16 protein-coding genes are annotated in these 22622 nt (G+C 65.2%); 9 read left to right on the top strand and 7 right to left on the bottom strand.

From position 1 onward, the window contains the following. Positions 1–9: 9 nt before the first annotated feature. On the bottom strand, positions 10–1209 hold the full coding sequence (locus tag AMB_RS14775) for a hypothetical protein (RefSeq protein WP_043744665.1): 1200 nt from the start codon (positions 1207–1209) through the stop codon (positions 10–12). A 613-nt stretch (positions 1210–1822) separates the two neighbouring features. Here AMB_RS14775 and AMB_RS14770 point away from each other — a divergent pair. The 8 genes from AMB_RS14770 (at position 1823) to AMB_RS14735 (ending at position 16137) form a co-directional block, all read left to right on the top strand. Beyond that, positions 1823–3613, top strand: coding sequence for a PAS domain-containing protein (locus AMB_RS14770; protein ID WP_158303974.1), 1791 nt, complete (start codon positions 1823–1825; stop codon positions 3611–3613). Then, positions 3610–6054, top strand: coding sequence for a GAF domain-containing protein (locus tag AMB_RS14765; protein ID WP_011385310.1), 2445 nt, complete (start codon positions 3610–3612; stop codon positions 6052–6054). Before AMB_RS14770 ends, AMB_RS14765 begins: the two co-directional genes overlap by 4 nt. Further along, positions 6051–7472 carry a CheR family methyltransferase gene (locus tag AMB_RS14760; protein ID WP_011385309.1) on the top strand — a complete coding sequence of 474 codons (1422 nt, stop codon included), beginning with the start codon at positions 6051–6053 and terminating at the stop codon, positions 7470–7472. Before AMB_RS14765 ends, AMB_RS14760 begins: the two co-directional genes overlap by 4 nt. A 20-nt stretch (positions 7473–7492) precedes the next feature. Continuing rightward, on the top strand, positions 7493–9187 hold the full coding sequence (locus AMB_RS14755) for an MCP four helix bundle domain-containing protein (protein WP_011385308.1): 1695 nt from the start codon (positions 7493–7495) through the stop codon (positions 9185–9187). Positions 9188–9236: 49 nt separating this feature from the next. Continuing rightward, the gene (locus tag AMB_RS14750; RefSeq protein ID WP_011385307.1) at positions 9237–12983 is read left to right on the top strand and encodes a hybrid sensor histidine kinase/response regulator; all 3747 of its coding nucleotides are present in this window, start codon (positions 9237–9239) and stop codon (positions 12981–12983) included. A gap of 103 nt (positions 12984–13086) precedes the next feature. Then, a complete protein-coding gene (locus AMB_RS14745) occupies positions 13087–13887 on the top strand; it encodes a substrate-binding periplasmic protein (RefSeq protein WP_011385306.1) in 801 nt (266 codons plus the stop codon). Further along, positions 13884–15698, top strand: a complete 1815-nt coding sequence (locus AMB_RS26475) for a CHASE domain-containing protein (RefSeq protein ID WP_011385305.1) — start codon at positions 13884–13886, stop codon at positions 15696–15698. Before AMB_RS14745 ends, AMB_RS26475 begins: the two co-directional genes overlap by 4 nt. 91 nt (positions 15699–15789) lie before the next feature. After that, a complete protein-coding gene (locus tag AMB_RS14735) occupies positions 15790–16137 on the top strand; it encodes a MoaD/ThiS family protein (RefSeq protein WP_043744659.1) in 348 nt (115 codons plus the stop codon). A gap of 3 nt (positions 16138–16140) precedes the next feature. Here AMB_RS14735 and AMB_RS14730 read toward each other — a convergent pair whose 3' ends face one another. From AMB_RS14730 to AMB_RS14705, 6 genes are all read right to left on the bottom strand, one after another. Next, entirely contained in the window at positions 16141–16410 is a 270-nt protein-coding gene (locus AMB_RS14730) for a hypothetical protein (protein ID WP_011385303.1), read from the bottom strand. Further along, positions 16407–16652, bottom strand: coding sequence for a sulfur carrier protein ThiS (locus AMB_RS14725; protein WP_011385302.1), 246 nt, complete (start codon positions 16650–16652; stop codon positions 16407–16409). Before AMB_RS14725 ends, AMB_RS14730 begins: the two co-directional genes overlap by 4 nt. Positions 16653–16664: 12 nt before the next feature. Further along, positions 16665–17915 (bottom strand): NAD(P)/FAD-dependent oxidoreductase, encoded by a 1251-nt coding sequence (locus AMB_RS14720; RefSeq protein WP_011385301.1) that lies wholly within the window; start codon positions 17913–17915, stop codon positions 16665–16667. A gap of 17 nt (positions 17916–17932) precedes the next feature. Next, the gene (locus AMB_RS14715) at positions 17933–19198 is read right to left on the bottom strand and encodes an NAD(P)/FAD-dependent oxidoreductase (protein WP_043744649.1); all 1266 of its coding nucleotides are present in this window, start codon (positions 19196–19198) and stop codon (positions 17933–17935) included. A gap of 206 nt (positions 19199–19404) precedes the next feature. Next, on the bottom strand, positions 19405–21255 hold the full coding sequence (locus AMB_RS14710; protein ID WP_011385299.1) for an aldehyde ferredoxin oxidoreductase family protein: 1851 nt from the start codon (positions 21253–21255) through the stop codon (positions 19405–19407). A 16-nt stretch (positions 21256–21271) separates the two neighbouring features. Beyond that, positions 21272–21751, bottom strand: coding sequence for a 4Fe-4S dicluster domain-containing protein (locus AMB_RS14705; RefSeq protein WP_011385298.1), 480 nt, complete (start codon positions 21749–21751; stop codon positions 21272–21274). 488 nt (positions 21752–22239) lie between these two features. On the opposite strand from AMB_RS14705, the gene AMB_RS14700 reads away from it, so the two are divergent. Then, positions 22240–22608: a DUF2946 family protein gene (locus AMB_RS14700; RefSeq protein ID WP_231848855.1), complete on the top strand. Its 369-nt coding sequence runs from the start codon at positions 22240–22242 to the stop codon at positions 22606–22608. The last annotated feature ends 14 nt before the right edge of the window (positions 22609–22622 follow it).

Raw genomic sequence — 22622 nt, 5'->3', positions numbered from 1 at the left:
AGCCGCACCTCAATACTGACGGAAGACATCGCCGATGGCGCCGGCGACCTGGCGGTTCTCCGCCTCGGCGCGCAGCGAGGGGAAGAGGGACAGGCACAATTCCTGTCCGGGCGACATGTTGATCACCAGGATGGGCCGGTTGACCAGGATGGCGCCCAGGGTGTCCTTGGGCTCGATATTGACGCCGCTTTGATGGCGCACCGAATGGCAGCCGTGCAGATACTCGGTGGAGTTCAGGAAGCGGTAGTTGTTCCAATTGGTGACCACGAAGGACAACGGGTCGTCGACCGTGCCGACCAGCGCCGCCTCTACGGCCTCCTCGGTCAGCTTGAAGATGGTCAGGTCCAGCTTGCTGTCCTTGAAGTGGCGGATGCGGTCATGGATGGACTTGGCCATCTCCTCGATGGGCAGATGACCGTCGACGCTGACCGGGACGAAGGCGATGTAATTGCCGCTGTATTTGGCCCGCAATTCAGGCTTCAGGAGGTCGGACAGCATCTTGAAGCTGATGATATGGCTGTCCGGCGCTCCCCGTTCCCGAAGATTCAGGTTGTAGAACCCCTTGGCCAGGGCGGCGCAGACCACGCTGTTCTGGGTGACCTCGGGATAGCGGGCGCGGCAGCGCTTCAAAAGCTCGCCGATGCTAAAGAACTGCACGATGGGAGCAAAGCGCTGCTTCTTGTAGGCGTCGAGGCAGCCGGGGACGTCGGCGAGCGGAATGGCATAGCCGCCCACATCCGCGACGGGGTAGGCGGTCAGGCCCTCGATATTGCCGTCGCGGTCATAGCCCTCGGCGGCGATGATGTTGGCGGCCTCGTGGCTGCCCAGGGTGACGATGCTTTCCGCCGCGTCCAAGATCTTTGAAAGCGCGGCGTGATCGCCGCGGCACAGGGCATTGTAGTAATCGACGATCAGGTTGAAGATCGTCTCGGCGCTGCGGGCATCCACATAGGTGTGTTCACTGGTCTGGGCGATGATGAAATCATGGGGGGCCTTGGCATTGCGAATGACCGTCAGGGCCATGGGGCAGCGCCTGCCGTCATCGACCAGCGATAGGCTGTCGCGGCACAACTCGTTGAATTCATGGTCGATGTCGTCGCCGCTCACGACATGAAAGCGGGTGTCGGCGCCCGAAGCAGGAGTCCAATGAAAATTATCCTGGGCCTCGAAGTGCAGCCGGTGGCGAAACTTTTCGACGCGTTCAGTCACCGCAACAAATGCGTCTTTAATGTTTGATAAATTAAGGTCGCCTTTAAACCTGTACCCGCTGGTGAACAGGATATTTGCCCGATTCATCAGACATTCAAGATTGATCACGCCGACGGGCAACGCCATTTCCCCAAGCTCCCTGCACCTATTTATTTTCTCTATTTTATTCCGTATTACACATGGTTGCGTCAACAGGGAACTGGGCGATAAAGTGTGGGTATAGTACCTATCGTCGGGTGTGGGGCCGGCCGCCATTCCCGGCGCGGACGAATCTCAGTCCGCGCGCATAACATCTATCGCCCTCCCAACATTTGGCATAATCTACTCCGTATGGGTGGGGATGCCGGTTTGTGGATTGCAGTAATATTGTCACGATGTTCCGTGCCGTGAGGTATGGATTCCGGCGACATATGTGCTGGTGTTGTTCATGGTTGGTGGGTCTATGGACAGTGTTGGTCGGTTCATTGCACTCAGGCTGAATTTGTCGCGGCTTCTGTTGGCTGCGATGACCGGCGTCATTGGCTTGTGTTCATTCTTCATTGCAAACGAGGTCAAGGAGCAGGGACGCCTCTCTCTTTTGCAATCCGAGGCGTATCGCCACGGTATCGAGATCATGTCCCAGACCCTCAATGGCAATCTCATGGGGGCGGTTGCGGTCCTTGGACTGCTTGATGGCGAGATCAAGGGCGAGGCCATGGGAGCCGTGCCACCCAACAGCCCCAGAATGGTGGGCATGCTGGGTAGCGTTGCCGGAGCCCATGCCGCGCATGGTGTCTTCCTGGTCGGCCAGGACGGGGTGGTCCACTCTTCGTGGGACAGCAGCGGCCGCCCGTCCACGGGCACCAATGTCAGATTTCGGCCGTATTTCCAGATGGCCATGCAGAGCAAGGAAAATGTCTACGCCGCCGTCAGTCTGGCCCGTGGAGACCGCTCTCTCTACTTCACCGCCCCGATCTTTTCCGATACCACCAGGACTGGGCCGGCCGTCGGGGGGGTGGTGGCGCGGACCGATCTGTCGAAGATCGATGCCATGCTGCGCGACAAGGCGGATATCAGCCTGCTTCTGTCGCCCCAGGGCGTGGTCTTTGCCGGCAGTCGCGGCGAATGGATCGGCTTTCTGGCCGAGCGGCCCAGTGCCGCCGATCTTGCCGCCATTCGGGATCTGAAGCAGTTCGGGGCCATGTTCGAGACGGCCGAGCCTTCGATCCTGCCCTTTTCCACGCGAGAGGGGCGCGTGCGACTTGATGGCCGGAGCTATGCCGTGGCCAGGGCCCGGGTGCAATGGAACGATCCCTTCGGCGATTGGACCCTGGTGCTGATGGAGGATCTCTCGCGTACGGTGCCCCTGGCCGGCAGCGCCGTCCTTGGCGCCGCTGCGGCCGCTGTGGCCGGGTCCTTGCTGCTCGCCTTGCTCAATATGCTGCGCAGCCGCCATGCGCAGCAGGTTTCGGCCGATCGGCTGGCGGAGTTCGCCCGGACCCAGCAATCCATGGCCGAGCGCAAGGCGCAACTGGCCGCCGCCGCCATGCGGCTGCAGCAGGCCAAGACCGTTTCCGACTTGGCCGATTGCTTCCTGCGTGAATCCCGCGCGCTGATCGGGACGCTGCAGGGGCTGGTCTATGTCCGGGCCGGGAGTGGCGGGACAACCATGTCGCTTGCCGCCGGCTATGCGGTCGGCGCGGCCGTGGCGCCGGAGATATCCGACGGCGAGGGATTGCTGGGGGAATGTGCCTGCTCGGGCCGCCTGCGTGTGGTCGTAACCCCCGCCGAGGGGCCGTGGATCATCGAATCGGGGCTTGGGGAGACCCGGCCGGGGGCGGTGATCATGGCCCCGGTCCAACTGAACGACGCGGTGCTGGGCGTGGTGGAGGTCGCCGTGCTCGGGGTTCCCGATGAGGAGGCCACCCAGCAATTCGAGGATCTGGTCCGCATCCTGGCGCTCAACCTGGAACTGGTCCGCCAGCATCAGCGTACCGAGGAGAGGCTGGAAGAGGCCTCGGTGGCTGAGCGGGCCAAGGGGGAGCAACTGGCTTTCCAGCAGGTGCTGGTGGATGCCATGCCCTACCCTGTGTTTACCCTGGACGCCCACTCACGCTTCCTGGGCGCCAACCGTGCCTTTGAGGTGGCGTTCGGAATCGGCAAGGAGAACCTGACCGGCCGGAGAATGATCGACCTGGAGTTTCTGCCCGAGGCGTCCCGTGCCGTCTTTCAGTCCGAGAGCGAAGAGATCATCGCTGCCATCGGCCGCGGCCGGCGTGACCTGTCCCTCCCTCTTGCTGATGGCAGGACACATGACATCCTGTATTTCCTATCGGGCTTCGCCGACCCCAATGGCTTGCCCGGTGGTCTTGTCGGGGCGTTCGTCGACCTCAGCGCCATCAGTCGGTCAGGAGGGGCTCCATGAAAGCCCTGCTGACCGCCATGGAGCGGTGGACTCTGGGCCGAAAGCTGGTGTTGGGCTCTCTGATCACCATGGTCATCGTCATCGGTGTGGGTGTGTTTGGGGTCTCGAGCCAGCTTCGCCTCAGCCGGAGCATGGAATTGCTGGCTGGCGCGGGGGTGCGGGTGGCTTTGAGCATCAAGGGCCTCCAGGCGGATTACGCCGTGATCGGCCGTGCGCTTCGCCAGGCCATCCTGGCAGCCGACGCGCCCGCCCGCCAGGAGGCCCTTCGCCAGCTCGAGGACGCCCGCAAGCGGATCCGCAAGACCGGCGCGGAAATCCGCCCCAGGTTGCTGAAGAAAGAAAACGGTGAACTGATCGACCGCTTCGAGCGGCTTTATGTCGCCTATGGCGTGCTGGTGGACCGGGCGCTGTCTCGCCTGGAGCAGGGGCGGGAGGACGAGGCCCGGGCCCTGGTAGGCTCAGCCGAGTTCCAGCATGCCGGTGCCGCCGTCGAGCAGTTGCTGGTCCAAGGGGCAGAGATCAGTGATGCCAACCTCGATGCGGCGGCGCACGATGCCGTGGCTTCGGCCATGGCCAGCCTCTGGCTGTTCGCGGCGTTGCTGGTGTGTGGTGTGGCGGTCGCCCTGGGCGCCAGCCGTCTGATCGGGCGCTCCATCCGCCTGCCGCTGTTCCGGCTCCGGGATTCCGTCGCGGAGATGGCGCAGGGCAATTTGGATCGGTCGCTGCCCTTTGCCGATTATCCCAACGAATTTGGGGAGTTGTCCCGGGCCATCGGCGTGCTGCAGGCGGAAGCCCGGCGCATGGGAGCGCAACGTTGGATCAAGACCAATCAGGCCGCCATTCAGGCCGAACTGCAGACGGCGGAATCCCTTCCCGTCCTGGCCCGCAACTTCCTGGCCGCCATCGCGCCGCTGCTGAATGTGGGACGTGGCGTGTTCTATGTCTGGGAGGAGGAGGAGCGCCATCTGCGTCTGCTGGGCAGCTATGCCCATCTCGAGCGCAAATCGGTCCACCAGACCTTCCGGCTGGGCCAGGGGGTGGTGGGGCAATGCGCCTTGGAACGTCAGCCCATCGTCATCACCGACCCGCCCGAGGATTATGTCCATATCGGCTCCGCTCTGGGCGAAGCGCCGCCGCGTGTCATCGCGGCTCTGCCGGTGCTGCATAACGCGAGACTCATGGCCGTGGTGGAACTGGCGGCCTTCGATCGCTTCGGTCCCGATCAGGAGGCTCTGCTGGAAGGAATTCTGCCCGCCCTGGCCATGACCATGGAAATCCTCGGCCGGACGGTCAAGACCCGGGACCTGCTGGACGAGACCCGGCGTCAGGCCGAAAGCATGGAAAAGCAGGCCGCCCGCCTGGAGGAACAGGCCGTCGAACTGGAGGCGCAGCAGACCGAGATCCGTGCCACCGAGGCCTGGTATCGCGGCATTATCGAGGCGGCGCCCGACGGCATGCTGGTGATCGATGATCGTGGAATGATCATCCTGATCAATCCCCAAGCTGAAGCCATGTTCGGCCATGGGAGCGGCGAATTGACCGGGCGGCCCGTCGAGCCCCTGATTCCCGCCCTGATGCGGCAGGACTATGGGACACGGCAGGGGCACCGGCTACAGGGCGTCCGGAGGGACGACACCGTCTTTCCGCTAGTGGCTGGCCTGTCCCGCTTGCCCACCATCGGTGGCCACGGCGGGTGCATCTGCGTATCCCTTCGCGAGATTGTCGTGGGGGAGGTGCCGGCCCCTGAGCCGTGGCCGGGGGCTGCCCCCCCTCTGCCCGAGCCCATCGCACCCGCGCCAGAGCCGGCCCCTGAGACCAAGCCGGCCCCTGAAGCCATGCCGGCGGCTCGGTCTGCCGATGCCCTTCCCGATCTGCCCGGCATCGATGTGAAGGCGGGCTTGGCGACCATGGCCAACAAGCTGTCGCTCTACACCCGGATGCTGATCAAGTTCCGGGAGGGGCAGGGGCGATTCGCCGAGCTTTTCGCCGCCGCCCAGGCTGATTCCGATCCGTCCGCCGCCACCCGGGCCGCCCATACGCTGAAGGGCACCGCCGGGAATATCGGCGCCAAGGGCCTGCAAGCCGCGGCGGCCGCGTTGGAACATGCCTGCAAGGAGGGAGGCCCGCAGGACGAGATCGAGGTCCTGCTGTCCAACACCCTGGCCGAACTGGAGCCGGTCATGGCGGGCCTGCGCCGCCTGGAGGGGGCGGAGCCGTCCACGGCCCCCGCCATCTCCGACGCCGAGGTGTGGGTGGCCCTGGGCAAGCTGGCGGCATTGCTGGAAGACAGCGATTCCGAGGCGGGCGACCTGCTGGAAGGGCTGCTGCCCAAGCTGGCGGGCACCGCGCTGGCCACCGCCTTGCAACCGGTGGCCAAGGCCATTGACGATTGCGACCTGGACGAAGCCCTGGTGCAGCTCGGGAAGGTCAAGGTCCCATGACGGCGCCGCTTTACGTGGCGGGAATCGGCGCATCGGCCGGCGGGTTGGAGGCCATGCTGCTGATGTTCGCCCGGCTGCGCCCCACCGGGCGCATCGCCTACGTGGTGGCCCAGCACATGGCCGATAACGGCCACAGCGATCTGGTGGTCAGGCTGATCCAGCGGGAATCCGCCCTGCCGGTCAGGCTGGCCGTCCATGGGAGCAGACTGCTGGCCGATACGGTGCTGGTCATTCCCGCCGGCCGGGAGGGACATGTGGGCGACGGTGCGCTGGCGCTGCGCGATCCGGCACCCGAGCATCTATCGACTCCGTCGATCAATGCCTTGCTGACGTCCATCGCCGAGAGCTGTGGCCCGGCGGGGATCGGCATCATACTGTCCGGCGCCGGGTCCGACGGTGTCGTCGGGTGCCGGTCGATCAAGAGCCGCGGCGGGACGACGCTGGCGCAGGAGCCGTCCGAGGCCAAGTTCGACGGCATGCCCAGTGCCGCCATCGGTGCCCGGCAGATCGATCAGGTCCTGTCGGCGGAAAAGATGGGGGACGCCCTGGCCGCGCGTCTCTCCTGTTCGGCCCCCGCAGCCGGTGAGGTGGCCCATCTGGAGACGGCGACGGGAGCGGACCTGAATGAATTGCGGGATCTGGTCGCCAGGGTGCACCGGGCCACCGGCGTCGATTTTTCCAGCTACAAGGAGGAGACCCTGCTGCGTCGGCTGGAAAAGCGGAAATCCATCCTGGGGATTGGGTCGGGCGCCGCCTATCTGGCGCTGATCCGCCGCGACCCCGAGGAATTACATGTGCTGCAACGTCTGTTCCTGGTTTCGGTATCCTCGTTCTTTCGCGACCGGGACTCGTTTCGCGTGCTGGAGCGAGCCCTGGCGGCGGCCCTGGCGGAAAAGCCCGCGTCGGAGCCTGTCCGGGTCTGGGTGCCCGGCTGCGCCTCGGGCGAGGAGGCCTTCACCCTGGCCATCGTCCTGAGGGAACTGGCCGGGCGTCTCGGCCGCGATCAGCCCATGGCCATCACCGCCACCGATCTCAATCCGGAGGCCCTGGCCATGGCCCGCGAGGGGCTCTATCGCAAGACGGCCTTCAAGGAGACGGAGGACATCCTGCGCGACCGCTATTTCGTGGCGCGGGGGCAGCATTACGAGGTGACGCCGGAACTTCGAGCCGGCGTCACTTTCGAACGGCGCGACGTGCTGGCCGGGGCGCCACCGGCCGATCTTGATCTGATAAGTTGCCGCAACCTATTGATTTATATGAAAAGTGCGCTGCAGGACAGCTTGGTGAAGACGTTTCATCAGGCTCTGAGGCCGTTTGGGTTGCTGTTCATCGGGCAATCCGAGTCCCTCAGCTTCATCGGGAATTCGTTGTTCGGCCCCGTCGACCACTACCACCGGCTGTTCCGTCGGCGCCGTTGAACGTCTGGAAAGGACCCTCCATGAAAGCCCTCTTGAATACCGTCGAGCGCCTCAGGCTCACCACCAAGCTGGTGATCGGCTTTTCCGCGGGCATCCTGGTGGCCCTGGTGATCGGCCTGACGTCTCTGTCCAGCCTGGGAGAGATCGAGGCCGATATGGAGCGGATGTATGAAACCGACCTGCTCGGCATTTCCCACGTCAAGGAAGCCAACATCAACCTGATCTACATGGGCCGCGCCATGCGCCAGATGATGATCGCTCAGGATGACGTGACTCGCGATAGGGCAAGAACCCAGGTGATGGCGGCGCGCGAGACTTTGCGGGCGGAGATGGCCGAGGCGCGCAAGGGGTTCTTCCGGCCGGAGACCCTTGCCCAGGACGAAAAGTTCACGACGAACTTCAGTAGGTTCAACGAGAATGTCGAACACGCCCTGGCCCTGATCGAGCGGGAAAAGGCCAACCCGTCGACGGCGGCCCGGTTCATCACCAGCACCGACTTCATGAGCGTGGTCAATATGGCCGACGACGACCTGACCGCGCTAAGCAAGATCAAGGAGCGACAGTCCAAGGCGACGGTCGAGGAGGCCCGCCGCAAGAGCGACGGGGCCAAGCGGACCGCAGTCCTGTTCTTGGTCCTGGGCGCGATGCTGTCGGCGGCGCTGGGCGTACTGATCGGGGTCTCCATCACCGGTCCCAACCACCGCCTGAGCCGGTCGGTGGAGGAATTGGCGGCGGGAAAGGTCGAGGCGTCCATCCCCCATGCCGACTATCCCAACGAAATCGGCATCCTGGCCCGCTCCATCCGGGTGCTGCAGGACATCTACCGCAAGGCTGACGAGCAGCATTGGGTGAAGTCCCATGTGGCGGAGATCGGGGCCGCTCTGCAGCGGGCCGACGACTTCGTTACCCTGACCCAGGACGCGGTGTCCCGAATCGCCCCGGTGATAGGGGCCGGACACGGCGCCTTCTACGTGGCCGACGGACAGGGGGCCTACAGCCTGCTGGCCAGCTATGGCTACCGCGAGCGCAAGCACCTGAGCAATTGCTTTGCCGAGGGCGAGGGGCTGGTGGGCCAGTGCGTCGTCGAGAGGGCGACCATCGTGCTGACCGCGCCCAAGGACTATATCCGTATCGGGTCCGGCCTGGGCGAAGGTCCGCCCGCCTGCATCATGGTTCTGCCGGTCATTCACGGCGAGCGGGTGCTGGGTGTGCTGGAGGTGGCGTCGTTCCAGCCGTTCACGGCCCGCGAGCAGGCCGTGCTGGAAGCCCTGATGCCCATCTTGTCCGCCAGCCTGGAGATTCTCGACCGCAATCTGCGTACCCGCGAGCTTCTGGCAGCCAGCCAGGAGCAGGCCGAGCGCATGGAAAAGCAGGCCGCCCAGTTGGAGGAGCAGCAGGTGGAGATGGAAGCGCAGCAGGCGGAATTGCTGGAAACCGAGAACTGGTTTCGCAGCATTATCGAGGCCGCACCCGACGGCATGATGGTCACGGATGAATCCGGTCGCATCCTGCTGGTCAATCCTGCCGCCGAGGCCCTGTTCGGCTATGACGCGGGCGAACTGGTCGGCGGCGACATCGACGCCGTGGTGTCGCCGGACCGCCGGATGGGGCTGCGCAAGGACGGTGCCCGATTTCCGCTGGTCGCGTCGTCAAGCCCGCTGCCGCCACGCGGCACCCGGGGTCGCTGCGTCAGCTTGACGGTGCGGGCGGCGTAAGAGGCAATGGTGATCACCACAACGGCAACCACCGGATAGGGCGGGACGAATGCGCGTATCGACGGTCGTCAGCCTCGGCATGGGATTGGTGATTCTGGCCAGCATGGTGCTGATCGGGCGGGTGATGGCGCCGCACCTGGACCGACAGGCCAGTATCCAGTCGGGGCGGGCGGCGGAAAGGCTCATGGAGCTGGGGCTTGGCGCTGCGACCCGGATTTCCGCCGAGCGCGGTCCGGCCAACGGCATATTGGGCAGTGATCTGCCTCTGCCCTCCGACCGCGTGGAAGCCCTGCGGGCGGCGCGTGAGGTGACGGATGCGGCTCTGCATGAGGTGACGGCCGAGTTGAACGGCCGCCATCCGCTGCGCCAGTCCGACGTCATCGCCCTGTCCCTGGCCGAGTCCGGGCGGCAACTGGCCGCCGCGCGGCGGCAGATCGACACGTTGGCGTCCAGGCCGCGGGCCGAGCGCAACGACGCGGAGGTCTTGGCGGCGGTCAGCGCCATGGTCGAGGTCCTGCCCCTGCTGGCTCCGGGCCTCAATGTCATCGAAAACAACCTGGCTCAGGCCGACCCGGCGTTGATCAATTTCGTGACCATTGCCCGCCTGGCCACGGAGATGCGGGATCAGGCGGGTCAGCTCGGCTCGGTTTTTACCGCCCCTTTTGTCGCCCGCCGGCCCATGAGCGTGGATGAGCTGGCGCGAATCGAGCGCTCCCTGGGTATCATCCAGGCCCTGGATTACCAGTTGCGTCTGGCTCTCGACAAGACCGGCTCGCCGCCCGAATTGAAGGCGGCCCTGGCTGTTATCGACGCCGAATTTTTCGGAGGAGGGCTCCCCCTGGCCCGCAGAATCCGAGATATGGGCCGCACGGGCGGCGAATACGGCATGGGGGCGGCGGACTTCGCCAAGATCTATGTGCCGCAGATGAACGTGATTCTGGGATTGCGCGGCGCGGCGCTGCATTCCATTTCCGCCCGCATGACCGGCATCGAGGCCGAAAGCCGCTCGGCCATGCAAATCACGCTGGGGCTGGCCGGCATCGTCTTTGTGTCCGTCCTGGGGTGCTTCCTGGTGATCGTCCGGCGCATGTGGCACCCCTTGTCGCAGGTCAACAGGGCCTTGGGGCAACTGGCCCGGGGCGAGGACAGGATGGATCTGCCCCTGGTCCGGCGACATGACGAAATCGGCGAAGTGGTGGACTCGCTGACCCGGCTGGCCGCGGTGGTCCGCGAGCGTGCCGAGGAAAGCCACGTCTCCGGCCTGGTGGCGAAGATCACGTCCGGCCTGCAATCCGCCGAGGACTTAGCCAGCCTGTCCCAGGTGCTGTTCACGCATCTCGAGCCCATCCTTCATCTGGGCTTTGCCGGCTATTTCCGGCTCGACGATCAGGCGCGGGCCCTGTTGTCTTGTGGTGGCTATGCCCGGGATGGCGAGGCGTCGCCGCCGGGGCGGGTGGAACTGGGCGACGGTCTGGTGGGCGAATGCGCCCTGGAAAAGCGGGAAATCCTGATCGCCGATCCGCCGCCGGGCTATGTCCGGGCTCGGACCGGGTTGCTGTCGGCGCTGCCCCGCGCGGTGCTGATCCTTCCGGTTCTGAGCGGCGGTCAATGCCTGGGCGTCATAGAGCTCGCCATGTTGCAACCCTTGGGCGGGACCGGCCGTCGCGTCCTGGACGACGTTCTCCCTTTGCTGGCCATGCGCATGGAAATCCTGGCCAGGACCGAGCGCACCCAGCAGCTTCTGGCCGCCACCCGCGAGTTGGCCGAGACCCTGGAAGCCAACCAGACCGAGATCCAGTCGCTGCTGTCAGAGCAGCAGGCCATCTTCGAGGCGGCGACGGTGGGCATAGCCTTTCTGAAGAACCGGGTCATCGTGCGCGGCAATCCGCGCCTGGACAAGCTGTTCGGCTATGGTCCCGGCGAACTGGTTGGGCAATCCACCCGCATCTGGTTTGCCGACGATGCCGCTTTCGCCGATGTGGGCGGGGCCTACGAAGCCTTGTCCCGGGGCGAGGTCCACCAGCGGGAACAGGAATATCTCCGCAAGGACCAAAGCCGCTTCTGGTGCCGCATCAGCGGCAGCGCCATCGACCCGTCCGACCTGTCGCGGGGCACGGTTTGGATGCTCGAGGACGTCACCCAGGCCCGCGCCACCGCCGAGGCCCAGGCCCGGGCCAAGGATGCCGCCGAGGATGCCGCCCGGACCAAATCGGACTTCCTGGCCAATATGAGCCACGAGATCCGTACCCCCATGAACGCCATCATCGGCATGGCCCATCTGGCGCTGAAGACCGATCTCGATCCGCGCCAGAAGGACTATGTGCGCAAGATTCAGCAATCGGGCCAGCATCTGCTGGGAATCATCAACGACATCCTCGACTTCTCCAAGATCGAGGCCGGCAAGCTGGAGGTGGAGGCCACCGAGATCCATCTCGACAAGGTTCTGGAGAATGTGGGCAACCTCATTTCGGAAAAGGCCACCGCCAAGGGCCTGGAACTGCTGTTCGACGTGGGAGCCGGCGTTCCCCTCGACCTGATGGGCGACGCGCTCCGCCTGGGGCAGGTGCTGATCAACTACGCCAACAACGCGGTCAAGTTCACCGAGGCGGGAGAGATCGTGGTGGCGGTGCGCCTGATGGAGGATCTCGGCCCCGACGTCATGCTGCGCTTTGAGGTCCGCGATACCGGCATCGGCCTGACCGACGAGCAGAAGGCAAGGCTGTTCCAGAGCTTCAGCCAGGCCGACACCTCCACCACCCGCAAATTCGGCGGGACCGGCCTGGGGCTGGCCATCTCCAAGAAGCTGGCCGAACTGATGGGGGGGAGCGTCGGCGTCGACAGCGTGCCAGGCCAGGGCTCCACCTTCTGGTTCACCGCCCGCCTGGGCAAGGGCAAGCCGCGCGCTCCCCTGATCCCGGAAGCCGAGCTGCAGGGCCGGCGCATGCTGGTGGTCGACGACAACGAGAACGCCCGCGCCGTGCTGGTGGACATGCTGAGCGCCATGTCGTTCGAGGTCGATGCCGTGGACTCGGGGGCCAAGGCCCTGGATGCCATTCGCGATGCCGTGCTGGACCTGCCCTACGACGTGGTTTTCCTGGACTGGCAGATGCCCGACATGGATGGCCTGGAGGTGGCGGAACAGATTCACTCCATCCGGCTGCCCTTTCCCCCGCATCTGATCATGGTCACCGCTTATGGCCGCGAGGAGATCATCAAGGGCGCCCAGGCGGCCGATATCGGCGAGGTGCTGATCAAGCCGGTCAGCCCGGCAGCCCTGTTCGACAGCATTATGCGGGTCTTCGCCTCGGACCAGCGGCGCGACGAGGCGGAAGACGTTTCCGAGGGCGGCTCGGTCGATCACGCCGCATTGCGCGGTCTCAAGGTGCTGCTGGTGGAGGATAACGACCTCAATCAGGAGGTGGCCGGCGAAATCCTCCGCGATGCCGGCATCGAGGTGGAGATCGCCGATAACGGCCTGATCGCCGTGGAAAAGGCCCGGGCCGGAGTCTACGACCTGATTCTCATGGACATGCAGATGCCGGTGATGGACGGTGTGACCGCTACCCGCGAAATCCGGAGGCTCGGCCACGTGGACCTGCCCATCATCGCCATGACCGCCAATGCCATGCAGGCCGATCGGGACAAGTGCCTGGAGGCGGGGATGAACGACCACATCGCCAAGCCCATCGATCCCGACACCATGTTCTCCACCATCTCGAGGTGGTGCGCCGCCGAACCTCCCCGTCGGGCCGGAACCGCGAGTGATGGATGCGCGACCAAGGTTGATGGCCGGTAATGAGTCTTGATGACGTCTTCCCGTTCACCCCGGGGTTGGGCTATCGTGCCCTCCGGCCTGACGGTCCATGCCGAATGTGCCGTGACACGAGGGAGGGGGCTTGGTGAAGGGACGCGTCGGCATTCTGATCGTCAGCCTCTGCCTGTGGTTTGCCCCTGGCGTCGCCCTGGCCGCGTCGCCCGATTGCTGGCGGCCGTTCACGTTGGCCCTGCACGACCATGGTCTGCTTTATTCGGCGGAGACCGATTCCGGCATCGACAAGGACATTGCCGAGGAGCTTGGCCGCCGCAGCGGATGCAAACTGGTGGTCAGCCTGATGTCGCGGGCCAGGATCTGGCAGTTGATCGAATCCGGCGCGCTGGATTTCAGCCTTTCAGGCATCGCCAATGCCGAACGGAACAGATTCGCCGCCTTCGCCTGGTACATCAGCAATAAATATTACCTTCTGGTCCGCAAGGATGCCGGCATCCGCAAGCTGGCTGATTTCGAGCGCGACGAGCACCTGCGGCTCGGCGTCATCCGCAGTTTCCGCTACAGCGAGACCGCCAACCAATTGGTCGACAGCCTGCAGGCCGCCGGGCGCGTCAGTCAATCGGCCGGTCTGGGTCCGCTTTACCGGGTGTTGAGCGCCAACGCCATTCAGGCCATGATCATCGAGCCCTTCGATTACCCCGCTCTGGATGAGAAGAGGATTCGGGACTTCACCGACATTATCGAATTCAACGATCCGGCGGTTCCCCACGGCTTGATCATGTCGAAGGCGTCATTGTCGCCGGAAGAGCAGGACAAGTGGCGCGATCTGGTCAGGGAGATGCGCAGGGATGGAACCGTGCGCCGGATCTTCCAGAAATATTTCCCCCCAGACCTGGCTGCGGCCATGACTGAATTCGACGATTCGCCGTGACCAGCCCACGCCTGAAGCTGTTGCCCTGGCTGGTGCTGCTCGCCTCGTTAGGTGTGACGTGGCTCGCCTGGGATCACGAGCGCGATACCGCCCAGGAACAGTTGCGGCGGCAATTCGATTTCGCCTTGAGGGATATGGCCGGCCGGATCGAGCAGCGGGTCATGACCTATGAGCAGATGCTGCGCGGCGTCCAGGGGATGTTCTCCATCGTCGGCATTTCCGAGCGTGATATGCTGGCCTCCTACGTGGACGCACTTCAGCCGGATGCCAACTTCTCCGGTATCCAGGCCATCGGCATCGTGGAGAGCGTGGCGGCAGACCGCCTGGACGAGCATCTGGGCGCCATGCGCCGGCTCGGCTTCGTGGATTACGAGATCCAGCCGGATGGCCGGCGCGAAGCCTATGCCCCCATCGTTCAGCGCGAACCCAATATCGGCGTCAACCGCAGCCGTCTCGGATTCGACACCTGGTCCGACCCGGTGCGGCGCGAGGCCATGGAGAAGGCCCGCGATTCCGGCATGCCGGTAATCTCCGGCAAGGTGCAGCTTTCCGTCGATTCGGGGGCGGGGGCTCCGCCCGGATTCATCATGTACATGCCGGTCTTCGGCAAAGGCCTGCCGCGCCAGAATGTGGCGCAGCGCCGGGCCAGCCTGGCCGGATGGGTCTTCGTATCCTTCCGGGTCAAGGATGTCATGGCCAGCCTCTACGGCGAACTGCCCCAGGGATTGGCCTTCACCATCTATGACGGGGTGACTCTGGCCGACCGGGACGTCTTGTACAAATCGCCGGAAGACGCCGGCGCCGCGACGGTTTTCGCCAGCAACGAATATCTGGTGGTGGGCGGTCACACATGGACGCTTGCGGCGAAGATGCGCCAAGCGTTCGAGGGTGGGCCGGGGCGCGACACGGCGACCGTCGTCGCCGTTGCAGGCATCGGGCTGAGCCTGCTGCTGTCCTCCCTGGTCTGGCTGATGGCCACGGGGCGGGAGCGGGCGCTGCAACTGGCGCAAACCATGACCCGGGACCTGCGGGCGGCCAAGGAGGCGGCCGAGGACGCGCAGCGTTCGCTGGCCGCCCAGGCTCACAATCTGGCCCAGTCCAATGCCGACCTTGAACAATTCGCCTATGTGGCGTCGCACGACCTGCGCACGCCGCTGCGCAATATCGTCAGCTACGCCCAGCTTCTCGAACGCCGCTACAAGGGGCATCTGGGCGCCGACGCCAATGATTTCATCGACTTCATCGTCGAGAATTCCAAGAAGATGACCTTGCTGATCTCCGATCTGCTGGAATATTCCAGGGTCTCGCGTCAGGCCGCCCCGCTGGAGCCGGTTTCGGTGGCCCGTGCGCTCCATCTGGCCATGGGCAATCTTCGCCCCGACCTGGAAGGCTGCGGGGCGGAAATCCGCATCGGCGCCCTGCCGGAGGTCCTGGCGGTGGAGACCTATCTGGTCAGCCTGTTTCAGAATCTGATCGGCAACGCCGTCAAGTACCGGAGCCGGGAGCGGCCGCTGCAGATCGCCATCGCGGCCGAGCGGACTGGCTCCGATCTGTGGCGGTTCAGCCTGGCCGACAACGGAATCGGCATCGAGCCCGCCTATCACGACAAGATCTTCGAGATCTTTCAGCGGCTGGACCCGTCCGGCGACGCCGAAGGTACCGGCATCGGCCTTACCCTGTGCCGGCGCATCGTCCATCGCTTTGGCGGGACCATCTGGCTGGAGTCCGAAATGGGACGGGGAAGCACGTTCTTTTTCACCTTGAGAGCCGTTTCGACGCCCCGAGCGTCTTTTTCGTCGACGACAACCTGACCGGCCGCCCGGCCAGGGGCGAATATGAATCTTGGACCATTGTGCGTTACCTTTGACGCCCGATGACCTGGAAGGAAAAGGATCGGAAGGAATGGATGCGCGCCATAAAACAGGCATTTCAAATCGCGGTATCGGCGACAATTCTGGCCTGGCGCCGACCATCGCCATCCGTCTCAAGATGTTCAACAGCCTGACCTCCTATGCTGGCGGCTGTGCGCCGCTGGACCTGGATGTCCCGGCCGGGACGGTGATCGGCGATCTGGTTCGTCGTTTCGGCGTGCCCAGGGACAAGATCTTCCTGGTGCTGGTCAACGGCAAGGATGTCACCCGGCAATTGGGGGCTCCGGTCAATCTGGAGCGCGGGCTGGAGGATGGCGACGAGGTGGCTTTGTCGGGTCCGGTCCCCTATTCCTGGGGCTTCGGCGCCCCGATCGTGTGACCACTATCCCCCACCGCGCTGAAAGGCCCGGTCCCAGGCAGCCAGGAACGCGGCGCCGTCGCCTTCGGCAAAGGCGAAGGCGATGCACAGGCGGGGCAGCCGGAGCGACCCGGAAAGAACCAGGGGCGGCAGTTCCTCCACCGTGACGGTGACGCCGCCGTCGATCACCAGGGTGTGCGCGTCGGCCCAGGCATAGGTGTGGCCGCGCAGGGCAAGCGGCAGGTGGCGGCGGAATTCGTCCAGCGCCATGGAGGCGACGCGTTCAGTGCTCATCCCCCTCCGATCGGCGGCCAGATGCTCACCGTGTCGCCTTCGGTCAGGCCGGTGCGGGTCCGGGCGTCGGGCGGCACGAACGTGCCGTTGAGCAGCACTAGGTGGCAATCCTTCTCAGACAGGCCGAAGCGGGCGATCAGGGCGCCGATGTCGGCGCCGTCGGGCATCTCCACCCCGGTGGCATTGGCCACCGAGCCGGGGGGCAGGTGGCGGCCCAGCAGGGCGAACAGCTTCAGCGTCACCTTGGCCAAGGCCTAAACTCCCTGTGCACAGGCCACATAGGCCTCGGCCAGACGCGACGGGTCCCGCTTCAGCCGTTCCAGCCAGGCGCCCAGCCGCAATCTGGTCTGGATCAGGCCACGGATGATGCCGATCTCGTTGGTCATGCCCACGGTATTGGCCCCGACCAGACGCCCGTCGAAGAATTCCAGGCGAAGATAGCGGAAGTGGTCCTCGTCCACCACGCGGACCTGCTCGCCGCCGTCGCGGCCCATCCATTGGCCGAACGAGCAGGAGATTAGCCCCAGCGTCTCCAGCGTGTTCATGGACAGCGAACCGCCGAATTCGGTGGGGATGCCGCTCATGTTCATGGCGGCGATGCGGCCGTGCTCCACCGCCGTGGGCTGAATTGCGTGGACTTCCCTCAGGCCGGTACAGCAATTGAAGCCCTGGGCCACGTCGCCCGCCGCCCAGATGCCATCCACGCTGGTGCGCAGATATTGGTCGACGACGATGCCATCGTCCACGGCGATGCCCGACCCGTCGAGGAAGGCGGTGTTGGTCTTCACCCCGGTGCCGACGATGACCAGATCGGCCTCCGTGGTCTTGCCGGAATCGAGGGTGATCCGCAGGCCGGTGTCCCGTTGCTCGATGGCGGTGGGTCTTCCCGCGGTCAGCACCTCGACGCCCTTGGCCCGGCACCAGCGCATGATCATGCCGCCGGCGGTCTCGTCCATCATGGAGCGCACCATGCGGCCCGACGCGCCGCAACTCACCGTGACCTTGACGCCGCGCTGGACCAGGGATTGCAAGATGATGCACGCCACGAAGCCGGCTCCCAGCAGCAGCACCCGGCGACCGGGCTGCAACATGGGGTCGATACGGCGCAGATCCTCCAGCGTCCAGCAGGAGTGGACACCCGGCAGGTCGAGGCCGGGAATGCGCGGCCGGGCCGGGGACGAGCCGGTGGCGATCAGCAGCGCGTCATAGGAAAGCTCGCCTCCGGCGGCCAGCCTGACCCGCTTTGCGGCGGGCTCGACCGTGGCGACCCGGTCGTGCAGAAGCCGGATGCCCAGGGCCTCGTAATGGTTCCAGTCCTTGCGCAGCCAGGTGCCGGCTTCGTCGATCTTGCCGGCCATGGCATAGGGGATGGCCATGCGGGAATAGGGGGGGCCGGGTTCGCCGCAAACCAGGGTTACCGAGCCGGAAGCATCCTGGTGGCGGAGGGTTTCCGCGGCGATCACTCCGGCCGGACCACCGCCGACGATGACGTAACGACGTGCCATGGCGCTTCCCCCTTAACTCAACGATGCAGAATCTGGACGAATCCATTCATGAACCGGGTCGGATCGGCCATCATCTGCTCCTTCACCGCCGTCCCCAGGCGGCGCTTGGACTGGATCAGCCCGCGCAACGCACCCACATGGTCGGTGGTGCCCACCGCCTGGGCGCCGATCACCACGTCGCTGGTGCCGTCGAATTCCAGGCGGAGATAGCGAAAGCCCGCCTCGTCCACCAGCCGGGCGCAATCGCCGCCATTGCCCTGCCACGAGCCGAACGAGCAGGTGATCAGCCCCAGGGTGTCCAGCACGTTCATGTTGAGCGAGCCGTGATAGGCCTGATCATTGCCGGTCATGTTATAGGCGGCGATGCGGCCATGGGCGGCGGCGGTGATCTGGATGGCATGGACATGGGCCTCGCCGCTCATGAAGTCGCGGCCCTGGGCCACGTCGCCGGCGGCGAACACGTCGGGCAGGCTGGTGCGCATATGGTCGTCCACCAGGATGCCGTTGCCGAGCGCGATGCCCGAGGCGGCGACGGCTTCCGTGTTGGAGCGCACCCCGGCCGAGACCACCACCAGATGGGCCGGCAGACTGGTGCCGTCGGAAAGCTCGACCACCAGGGAATCGCGGGTATCGGCGGCGGCCTGGGCCTGGGTGATGCGGCGGATGCCTGTCCCGGTGAGGACGCGCACGCCCTTGGCCTCGCACCAGCGCTTGAGCATGCCACCCGCCGTCTCGTCCATCATGCGCGGCACCATGCGGTCGCCCATCTCGACCACGGTCAGGCTGACCTGACGCAGCGCCAGGGCTTCCAGGACGATGGTGCCGACGAAACCGGCCCCCATCAGCACCACGTGGGAGCCGGGAATGGCCTGGGCCGCGATTTTGCGGGCATCGGCCAGGGTCCAGCAGGTATGGATTCCGGGCAGGTCGAGGCCCTCGATGTCGGGCCGCAGCGGCCGGGCGCCCAAGGCCAGCAGCAGCCGGTCATAGGCCAGGGTCTCGCCGCCGTCCAAGACGATGCGCCTGGCGGCCGGGTCCAGGCCGCTCATCCGCCTGCCGGGCATCAGGGTGATGCCGAGGCGCTCATAATGGTTGGGACCCTTGCGCAGATAGGTGCCGTCCTCGCCCACCTTGCCCACCAGCATGTAGGGAATGGCCATGCGGGAATAGGGGGGCTCGGGTTCGTCGCCCACCAGGGTGATGGTGGCCCCGGGCTCCAGTTCACGGATGATTTCAGCCGCCGTCACCCCTGCTGGGCCGGCTCCGACGATGAGGTGATGCACCGGACGGTTCCTCTTCGACTTATTCCGACGAGCCACAGCCGTGTCTCGTCTCGTTGTCCCTCAGGCGCCGGGCGCTTCGCTTGGCTTTCGCGGCAGAAGCCGTGGCGGGCCTCTCCCTTGCCGGCCATCCATCGACCCGAATCAGTCGGCTCCATGGATTGCCGGTATGGAACGGGGACCGCCCATCAGGACGGCCCCCTCCAGCTTCAGGCCAGTTGCAGGCGCTTCAGGGTCTCGGTGGTGGGCACGCCGTCCGTGGTCCAGCCGCGCAACTGGTAATATTCCGGCAGCATCTTTTCTAGGCCCGAGGTCAGCCCCTTGGCCGGGCCGGTCTTGGCCGCGTCCTTCAGCAGGCGCTTGGGCAAGGTGTCGTCCGCCGCCGTCATGCCGGCCGCCAGATTGAACTGGCGTTCCAGGGTCCAGATGCGCTCGCCCACCTCGAGAAGGATTTCGGGGGTCCACTCGCCCTCGCAGGCGGCGTCGATCTGGGGCGCCAGATTCTCCAGGCTCCAGGCGAAGGTGGTGAAGATGCAGATGCCCGAGGCGTCGAACGCCGCCGTGGCGTCCTGAAACGCCTTGACCAGGGCGGCCTTGCCATCGGTGGCCAGGGGATCGCTCTTGAACGGGATGCCCAGCACTTCCGACGCCACGGTGTAGGAGCGCAGGTGACAGGCACCACGGTTGGAGGTGGCGTAGGTCAGGCCCATGCCCTGGATGCCGCGCGGATCATAGGCGGGGAATTCCTGGCTCTTGACCGTCATGGACAGTTCGGGGTGGCCGTATTTGGCGCACAGCCGGCGCGAGCCCTGGCCCAGTTCCAGGCCGAAGCCCTCGCCCTTGCCGGTCAGTTCCGCCATCTTCACCAGGGCCTCGGCCGAGCCGAATTTCAGTTCGACGCCGCCGGTCTGCTCCTTGGTGATGACGCCCATCTCAAACATTTCCATGGCCGCCGCCAGGGTCGAGCCGAAGGAGATGGGGTCGATGCCGTGCTCGTTGCACATGAAGTTGGCGAAGGTGCAGGCCTCCAGGTCGTCGACGCCGCAATCCGATCCCATGGCCCAGGCGGCCTCGTATTCCACGCCGCCCGAGGGCTCCTTGTACTGGGGCCGGGAGGTGATGGAGAAGTGGCCGGGGTCCATGCGCGAGATACGGCCGCAGGCGATGGTGCAGCCGAAACAGGCGCCATTGGTGGCCAGGTTGGCCTTGCCATCGGTGGCGCGCGGCTCGTGCATGGCCTCGGCCGAGATCTTATGGGCGCCCTCGAACTGCACTTCCTTGAAGTTCCGCGTCGGCATGGCGCCGATCTCGTTGATGACGTTCATCAGCACCTGGGTGCCGTATTTGGGCAGGCCCTGGCCGGTGACGGCGTTGTCGGCCAGCACCTTCTTCTGCTCGATGGTGGCCTTGATGAAGCGGTCGGGGTCCTTGACCGTCACGCCCCTGGTGCCGCGCACCGCGATGGCCTTGAGGTTCTTGGACCCCATCACCGCGCCCACGCCCGAACGCCCGGCGGCGCGGTGCAGGTCGTTGACGATGCAGGCATACAGCACGCCCTTCTCGCCGGCGGCGCCGATGGTGGCGACGCGCAGCATGGGGTCCTGATGCCGGGCCTTCAGGCCGTTCTCCGTCTCCCACACCGTCTTGCCCCAGAATTCGGCGGCGTCGCGGATTTCCACCGTCTCGTTCTCGATGGAAAGGTAGACGGGCTTGGGCGACCTGCCTTCCACGATGATCATGTCCCAGCCGGCGTTCTTCAGCTCATTGCCGAAGAAGCCGCCGGAATTGGAGCAGGCGATGCAGTTGGTCAGCGGCCCCTTGGTCACCACGGAATAGCGCCCGCCGGTAGAGGCGGCGGTTCCGGTCAGCGGCCCGGTGGTGAAGATCATCTTGTTGGCGGGCGACAGGGGATCGACCTTGGGGTCGACCTCCTCGGCGAAATACTTGGTGGCCAGGCCGCGCTGCCCCAGATACTGCCGCGCCCAGGCGCGGTTCAGTTCCTCGGTCTTGACGCTGCCATTGGTGAGATCGATACGGAGAAACTTGCCAGTCCAGCTCATGACCAGGCCCTCTCAATCAAGCGTGGGTGTGCGACTGGGTGTCGGTCTTCATCGCCCAGGCGCGCATCTTGTCGTAGCCGGTCTGCTCGGCATCCACGTAGGTGATCGCCCCGGTGGGACAGGCCTTGGCGCAGGCGGGATCGCCGCCGCACAGGTCGCACTTGGCCACCTTACCGCTGTCGGCCACATAGTTGATGGTGCCGAAGGGGCAGGCGATGGTGCAGACCTTGCAGCCGACGCAGATGTTGTCGTTGACCACCTTGGCCCTGGTAACGGCATCGATCCCGATGGCGTCCACCGGGCAGGCCTGCAGGCACCAGGCCTGGGCGCACTGGGTGCAGGTATAGGGGACGAAGCGGGCTTCGGAATGAATGTCGAAGACGCGGATGCGCGACTTCGACGGGTTGAAGCTGCGCTCCTTCTCGAACGAGCATGCCATCTCGCACTGGCGGCAGCCGGTGCATTTGGCCGGTTGAATGAGCAATGATTTCTGCATCCGTCGACTCCCCTGCGGGGCGCGCCCAGGGAACTGGGCGCGCGGCGGGTCCGGTCAAGGTCACGAAACCACGGCGGCCGACAATCGATCGGCCGGTCAGTTCCCTGCCGTCCCCTGATTTTCTGCAACCACAGATACATTATCATAGGATACGCTCCGCCGGTACCGCAGAAAGGTATGAGGCGGGAAAATGGCGTGCATGTGAATTTTACGGAGAAAAAACATAAAAACACATTTCCCTTGTAACGCGATAGACTCATTTTGTGGAGTTCGGTGAATCGGCGGGCCGCATCCCGCTGTGCGGCGTTGGAACCGGACGTCGCTGTGGCCTGGTTTTGACCAAGGTCAATGACCGAGGATTGAATAGTCCCCAGGCTGTTGAGCGGTAACGGTGACTTCGGCGCGACGCTCGTGCTAGATTGCGGAAGTCCATGCCGCTGATGGCGGCAATGCGGGGTTCGATGGTCTCGGTCCGGGGTAAGGCATCGGTGTTCGCGAAGCGGGGGAGCTGCCTCGGGCGGTTTGCCGCCTGGGCGGGCGCGCTTGCCCTGGCGCTGCAGATTCTGTTGCCCCTGGCTCCGGCCCAGGCGGCATTGTCCGTCGATCGGGAACTGGCGGCGTCCATCTGCCATTCCGGTGCGGGCGACGATGCCCCCGCGCCGGCCATGGCGCCGCATGACCACTGCCAGTTCTGCCAGATTCACACCGGGGCCAAGCTGCTGCTTCCCGAATTGGCGCCGATCCCGGTGTCCATGCCGGCGGCGCTGTTCGCCCTGATGCCGCCGGGCGATGGCGGCGTGGCGGGCAATCCCGGCCATCTTCCCCATCCCCAGCGCGGTCCTCCGTCCATCTCCTGACCTTTTTGGGTCGG

Source organism: Paramagnetospirillum magneticum AMB-1 (assembly GCF_000009985.1).
GTDB lineage: Bacteria > Pseudomonadota > Alphaproteobacteria > Rhodospirillales > Magnetospirillaceae > Phaeospirillum > Phaeospirillum magneticum.
This window is presented reverse-complemented; position numbering and strand designations above follow the sequence as displayed.

What these genes read in the sequence shown, in the direction of transcription:
- AMB_RS14770 (WP_158303974.1), top strand. Translation starts at nt 1,823, where the DNA reads ATGTCCCAGACCCTCAATGGCAATCTCATGGGGGCGGTTGCGGTCCTT.
- AMB_RS14765 (WP_011385310.1), top strand. Translation starts at nt 3,610, where the DNA reads ATGAAAGCCCTGCTGACCGCCATGGAGCGGTGGACTCTGGGCCGAAAG.
- AMB_RS14760 (WP_011385309.1), top strand. Translation starts at nt 6,051, where the DNA reads ATGACGGCGCCGCTTTACGTGGCGGGAATCGGCGCATCGGCCGGCGGG.
- AMB_RS14755 (WP_011385308.1), top strand. Translation starts at nt 7,493, where the DNA reads ATGAAAGCCCTCTTGAATACCGTCGAGCGCCTCAGGCTCACCACCAAG.
- AMB_RS14750 (WP_011385307.1), top strand. Translation starts at nt 9,237, where the DNA reads ATGCGCGTATCGACGGTCGTCAGCCTCGGCATGGGATTGGTGATTCTG.
- AMB_RS14735 (WP_043744659.1), top strand. Translation starts at nt 15,790, where the DNA reads ATGGATGCGCGCCATAAAACAGGCATTTCAAATCGCGGTATCGGCGAC.
- AMB_RS14730 (WP_011385303.1), bottom strand. Translation starts at nt 16,410, where the DNA reads ATGAGCACTGAACGCGTCGCCTCCATGGCGCTGGACGAATTCCGCCGC.
- AMB_RS14720 (WP_011385301.1), bottom strand. Translation starts at nt 17,915, where the DNA reads ATGGCACGTCGTTACGTCATCGTCGGCGGTGGTCCGGCCGGAGTGATC.
- AMB_RS14710 (WP_011385299.1), bottom strand. Translation starts at nt 21,255, where the DNA reads ATGAGCTGGACTGGCAAGTTTCTCCGTATCGATCTCACCAATGGCAGC.
- AMB_RS14705 (WP_011385298.1), bottom strand. Translation starts at nt 21,751, where the DNA reads ATGCAGAAATCATTGCTCATTCAACCGGCCAAATGCACCGGCTGCCGC.